At 44.7% G+C, this 6,146-nt stretch carries 4 protein-coding genes; 2 read left to right on the forward strand and 2 right to left on the reverse strand.

The window, feature by feature from the left end:
* Nucleotides 1-3 precede the first annotated feature (3 nt).
* Together ACM0OZ_RS10780 and ACM0OZ_RS10785 are read left to right on the forward strand one after the other, a co-directional pair.
* Complete coding sequence (locus tag ACM0OZ_RS10780) at nt 4-1,347, forward strand: serine/threonine protein kinase (RefSeq protein WP_414582827.1); 1,344 nt, start codon at nt 4-6, stop codon at nt 1,345-1,347.
* Between the two features lie 972 nt (nt 1,348-2,319).
* Nucleotides 2,320-3,651, forward strand: a complete 1,332-nt coding sequence (locus tag ACM0OZ_RS10785; RefSeq protein WP_414582829.1) for a Rieske 2Fe-2S domain-containing protein — start codon at nt 2,320-2,322, stop codon at nt 3,649-3,651.
* Between the two features lie 352 nt (nt 3,652-4,003).
* Here ACM0OZ_RS10785 and ACM0OZ_RS10790 read toward each other — a convergent pair whose 3' ends face one another.
* A complete protein-coding gene (locus ACM0OZ_RS10790) occupies nt 4,004-5,188 on the reverse strand; it encodes an ATP-binding protein (RefSeq protein WP_414582830.1) in 1,185 nt (394 codons plus the stop codon).
* Nucleotides 5,185-6,146: WD40 repeat domain-containing protein (locus ACM0OZ_RS10795; RefSeq protein WP_414582831.1), on the reverse strand; the 962-nt coding region annotated here is incomplete at its 5' end. The genes ACM0OZ_RS10790 and ACM0OZ_RS10795, both read right to left, overlap by 4 nt.

Raw genomic sequence — 6,146 nt, forward strand, 5'->3', positions numbered from 1 at the left:
GTTATGGCAGAAACGGGACAGTTACTCTGCAAGCGCTATCAACTTCAAGAAAAATTAGGGCAAGATGCTAGTCGTCAAACTTGGTTAGCAGTAGATTTGGGTACACAATCCCAAGAACAAGTTGTTGTCAAGCTGCTCACTCTCAGCCCGCAGATGCATTGGGATGAAAGCAAGCTGTTTGAGCGTGAGGCTCAAGTGCTAAAAAATCTTGATCATCCCCGAATTCCCAAGTATCGAGATTACTTTGTCTTGGAAGAGCAGCCAGATTCGAGATTTCCCTGGTTTGGGTTGGTGCAGAGTTACATTCCCGGAAGATCATTCCAGGAACTGCTGGATAAGGGTCATCGCTTTTGGGAGTCACAGGTAGAAAAGATAGCGGTGGAAATTTTGAGCATTCTCGTCTACCTGCACGAACTCGACCCTCCTGTGCTGCATCGAGATATCAAACCCAGCAATTTAATTTGGGGTCAGGATGAGCGGGTTTACCTGGTAGACTTTGGCGCAGTGCAAGACCAAGCCGTATTAGAAGGTGCTACCTTCACAGTCGTGGGAACTTACGGCTATGTGCCAATGGAACAGTTTGGAGGTCGTGCTGTTCCCGCCTCTGACTTGTATGCTGTGGGCGCAACCTTGATTCATCTCCTCACAGGGACGCCGCCTGCTGATTTACCATATCGAGATTCCCGCATTCAGTTTGCTGACAGAGTGAGTATCGATGCGGGTTTTGTGAATTGGATTGGTAAACTTACAGAACCAAATGTCACAGAACGGCTCAGTACTGCTCGCCAAGCACTAGACGCACTCAAGAACAGACACGCACTCAGCCCACCGCAGACTAGCCCCAAGCCTACAGGTAGTCGGATTCAAATCAAAAAGTCTGCTCATAAGATAGAAATTAAAATTCCCAGACGCGGAGCGAAAGCGTTCAAATTATTTTATCTCATCGGGCTGGTGACTCCTTTTGTCTGGCAACTGCCCCAGTGGCTGAATCTGGCGACAACAGGACTCAGCTATTCTGCAATATTGTATATTTTCCCTTTTTTAGCTTTGCTGCTTGTGCTATTCCAAGCAACAGTGCTACCTGCTTTTAGACACACGGACTTGTATTTTGACCAGGAAAATTTTGAAATCCGCTGGAAGTTGTTTGGTTTATGCTACTGGTGGCGTCGGGGAAAAACTTCACTGATTACTAAAGTCTACGAAGAGATAGTTCAGCAAGGTTCCGCACCGCGAGGGGTGACAATAGAATATTCTGGGACACGGAAATTTACTTCCAGTCCTTTGGCTACGGTGGAACGCCACTGGTTGATTGAGGAGATTAAAGAGTGGTTGGGGCGTATGCATTAATAACCAACATAAATTAGCCCTCTTTAATAATTTGATTTTTGTAGTGAAAATTAGACCTCTTGCAAAAGTCCCTTTCGGGGTACGATGAGGACTGGTAAAAAGCGATCGCACACCTAGAGCGCCGGTCAAGAAATAATGATTGACAAAAAAGAGGTAATAAGTAGGTCAACCTAATTAAACGTAAGACCTCTCTCCAAACCTCTCCCCTACAAGGGGAGAGGCTTTGACTCTCCCTTGGGGAGCAGCTTTGACTCTCCCCCTTCCTTATAGGGAAGGGGGCTGGGGGGTTAGGTTTGTTTTATGTTTTTTAAGGTTGACCTACTTATGAGGTTGGAAAACAAGCAACAAAAGCAGGCGATCGCGATTCTTTGGGACTTAAGAGGCTTGTTAGTTTGAAGTGGGTGAATGCAACTGTGCAATTCTCGGTCATTTTTGTATAACTTATACATAGTGAAAGTCAAAGAAATTCTTGCGCCAGCTAGTTTCTAGGTGCGATAGCCTGACCAAGAATGAATATACTAAAAGAATTGATTGAGGAATCAAGGTGGATAAAAACGGTGTAATATCAACTCATCTTAGCCAAAATGATTTGAGTCATATCGGTAGTAAAAAATAATGCGTCCTCCTAACTGGAATCCTCCTATAAAATTGTCAGAGGCAGAAACAGCCATTATCTCTCGGATCAAGAGAGCTAAACTATTTATTAAATGAGGAGTTTCAAACTGAACTGTCAATCATTTTTAAGCGCAATACGCAGTGATGGTCGATCTAGTCGAAACGTGGCTTGAGCAGCAGGAGCAAAATAAGAAGGATACGAAAGAGCATTAATTCTTACTATGGGGAAAAAACTGCTAACTTGCTTTTTTAGTCGTTGTTTCGTGGTTAGATTCAGTTTTGGCACTCAATATAGCGAATAAATGCTTCATTAAGAAAACTTAAAGCGTTTTGGGAATTTAAATCCCCGTTAGTAAAATGGAACCTGAATTCAACTTTTTTCAGTACTGGTATCCTCTCTCGCCAGTCGAAGACCTAGATCCCAAGCAACCAACTGCAGTGACACTTTTGGGACTGCGTTTAGTTATCTGGAAACCCAAATTATCTCAAACTTTCCGGGTGTTTTTAGATCAATGTCCCCACCGCAAGGCTCCCCTAAGTGAGGGGCGCATTGATGACAAAACGGGGAATTTAATGTGTAGCTATCACGGTTGGCAATTTGATGAGCAAGGAATTTGTACTCAGATTCCCCAAGCGGAAAATCCAGAACTTGTGAGCAAGAATAAAGAAAATCTGTGTGCTGTAGCACTACCAGTTCGTCAGCAACAGGATTTACTCTGGGTTTGGCCAGATGCAAAATCAAGCGAACAAGCTGCTAATACACCCTTACCTTTATCACCGCAAGTAGATGCAAGCAAAGGCTTTGTTTGGTCTTCTTTTGTACGGGATTTAGAATATGACTGGCAAACCCTTGTGGAAAATGTGGCAGATCCCAGTCATGTTCCTTTTGCTCATCACGGCGTGCAGGGCGATCGCTCAAAAGCACAACCTATACCAATTAAAATTGTGCAATCAACAGCAAATTTGATTGAAGCGGCAACAGTTGGACGCTTTCAAACAACAATCACTTTTGAACCACCTTGTCGCTTGGAGTATGCAATCAAGTTTGGTAACGGTGGAAAGCAGGTTGGACTTGTCACCTATTGTATGCCAGTATCTCCTGGTAAATCTCGGATTGTCGCTCAGTTTCCCCGTAACTTTGCCAAAACACTCCATCGTCTTATACCCCGTTGGTGGGATCATATTAGCGAACGCAATGAAGTTCTTGATGGAGATATGGTGCTTTTACAACAGCAAGAGTATTTTCTCCAACAGACACAATCGTCCCAAAGCTGGAAAACTTGCTATAAACTACCTACAAGCGCAGATAGGCTAGTGATTGAGTATAGGAATTGGTTTGATAAGTATTGTCACGGACAGCTACCGTGGAGTGAAGTAGGAATAAGTGTTCCAGAAATCAGGAATATAAATGAAAATCGCGAACAAGTTTTGGATCGCTACAAACAACATACCCAACATTGTAGTAGCTGTCGGCGTGCGCTGAAAGTTGTGCAACTCTTGCAGGCAGTGCTTTTGATATACTTTGGTATTACTGTTTCCGCTATTGTTCTCCTTCCCGATGCATTGCAAGTTAAGTTAGGTTTACCCCTAATTGTGACAGCACTATTAGGTCTAGGAGCTTACGCTTGGCTGAAATTCTGGCTTAGTCCAAGGTTTTACTTTGTGGACTACATCCATGCACAGAGATAGGGGTCAACGATTTGCGTGTAATATATGGTGATCGTGCCGTACGAAACTTTGTGGACTCAACCTCCCTATCAGGGAAAGGATAGTTTCTATTTGATTTATAGACTTCTTGCATTCATTCCAAAAATCGTAAATGTCATTAGTCGCGAAACGCAGTGTAGCGAGGAATCTCCACTCCTATGTTCTCACTCATAAGTTGATGTAGGCGATCGCTCAGAATTTCGGACGTCCATCAGATGCGATTGCCCTTCTTTCTTTGCCCAGAGGGTTTGGTGGGCTGGGGCATAGGGCGGGCTGAGCGATTGCCGAAGGCACTGCGCTCCGCGCAATCGCCCCTCTTTTTCTGGAACGAAATCTAAGATAAATTGAGTTGCTTGCCTAACCAGTTCTGAAAGCTGGTATGATACAAACGGTAAAAGGTTTCTTCTCCTCTAATTTCCTGATATAAGAATTCCAGCCAATTTTCTAGCACTTTTTCTACTTCGTATTCATCTTCATCAACCATTTGGGCTATTAATTCTACTGAAAGGGCTTGTACAAGCTGTGCTAGACATTTTAATACAGCCAATCCCACTGAAGACAAACCTTTACCCTTGATGCGCTGGTAATGATTTTTGTAATACGCCTCTAACCCCGGAGGGAGTGGTTCAAATTGAAAGGGTATGGCTAACGCCACGCTTGGGCTATCGGGATAAAAACCTTGGGAGATTGCTTTTAAGATGTGGTTGAGATACATGAAATTGTTTTCGCTCTTGAGTCTTAGCTGTTGTGTGAGTTGTTGGTAGAATTCTTGTTCGCTGATAGAGTGATTGTTTATCCACTCAGCGTTGTTTAAAAAGGAGGGTGTTGCTGAAATGTATTGTTGTATATATGTCTGCACATCTTCTCGGTTTTGTTCGGAATATGCTTCTAAATCCAAAATTTGAGCAGGAGTTTCGATTAATAAACCAGATTTTTCGCTTAAAAAGGGGCGACGGGTGAGGAGAAAATAAACCCGCTCTGGAAGATATCTAGGAAGGTAAAATAGATTTGAGTCTGGAAATTGGTTGTTGAGGTCGATGCGATCGCACCCATCAATAGCAATAATCAAACGCTGATCTGGTTGTAATAAATCGCTGACTTTCTGAAGTAAAAGTGAGAAAAACCAACTTCCCTCAGTAGCGTTATCCGGAAGCGACACATTTGTATCCCCCATTTCCCTGATTAAAGCCTCGACTCCGCTCGGCTTTAACCCTGAGCGTAGCCGAAGGGTTAACTGAGTGCAAACAGTTATGAGAAATTCCGTACTCAAATTTTTTCCTTCAACTTCCGCACTGTAATAAACAACAGAAGGATTTTCCATGACATACTTGGCGAGGATGGCACTTTTGCCACTGCCAGGTGTGCCCACAATGGTAAAGTAACCACAGGGTTGGTGGTTGAGGAAGTCGGTAATAGCAGCAAAGGCAAATTCACGACCAACAAAATTGCTGCTCCCTTCGTGAATCAGTTGCTGGAATTCTTTTTGAAAAGCGGTTGGGGGGCGAGGTGTGATGTTCATAAACCTGCTTCCAACTGGAGGAAATGAATCTGCCCTGAACTATCCCCTGCCGTAATTGTCATTCCATCCGGTGCAACAGCACAACACCATACTGGATTATCAGCAGTAAAATTGGTAATAACCTTGCCATCTGCCAAGTCCCAGACTTTGAGAGTGCTGTCATTGGAAGCAGAAATCACCCGGTTGCTGTCTGGGGTGACGGCGACTGCCGTTACCCAGTAGCTATGAGCATTGAGTGTGAAAAGTTGTTTGCCATCTGCCAAGTCCCAGACTTTGAGAGTGCTGTCATTGGAAGCAGAAATCACCCGCTTGCCGTCTGGGGTGACGGCGACTGCCGTTACCGAGTCGCGATGAGCGTTGAGTGTGAAAAGTTGCCTTCGGGTTATTAAATTCCGAAAAAAGTGAAAAAATCCTCTGTTTGTCTCTAAGTCCCAGACTTTGAGTGTCTTGTCACGGGAAGCAGAAATCAGCCGCTTGCCGTCTGGGGTGACGGCGACTGCCGTTACCGAGTTGCGATGAGCGTTGAGTGTGAAAAGTTGTTTGCCATCAGCCAAGTCCCAGACTTTGAGTGTCTTGTCACGGGAAGCAGAAATTAGTCGCTTGCCGTCTGGGGTGACGGCGACTGCCGTTACCGAGCTGCGATGAGCGTTGAGTGTGAAAAGTTGTTTGCCATCAGCCAAATCCCAGACTTTGAGTGTGTTGTCATCGGAAGCAGAAATCACCCGCTTGCCGTCTGGGGTGACGGCGACTGCCCTTACCAGGTTGCGATGAGCGTTAAGTGTGAAAAGTTGTTTGCCATCAGCCAAATCCCAAACTTTAAGTGTGTTGTCAAATGAACCAGAAATCACCCGCTTGCCGTCTGGCGTAACGGCGACTGCGTTTACCCAGTCGCGATGAGCGTTAAGTGTGAAAAGTTGTTTGCCATCAGCCAAGTCCCAGACTTTGAGTGTCTTGTCAC

It is taken from the genome of Scytonema sp. PCC 10023 (assembly GCF_963920835.1).
In the GTDB taxonomy this organism is placed as follows: Bacteria; Cyanobacteriota; Cyanobacteriia; order Cyanobacteriales; family Nostocaceae; genus Kalymmatonema.

Bases quoted from the DNA above. Each gene is read 5' to 3' on its own strand.
- ACM0OZ_RS10790 (WP_414582830.1), bottom strand. From the start codon at position 5,188: ATGAACATCACACCTCGCCCCCCAACCGCTTTTCAAAAAGAATTCCAG.
- ACM0OZ_RS10780 (WP_414582827.1), top strand. From the start codon at position 4: ATGGCAGAAACGGGACAGTTACTCTGCAAGCGCTATCAACTTCAAGAA.
- ACM0OZ_RS10785 (WP_414582829.1), top strand. From the start codon at position 2,320: ATGGAACCTGAATTCAACTTTTTTCAGTACTGGTATCCTCTCTCGCCA.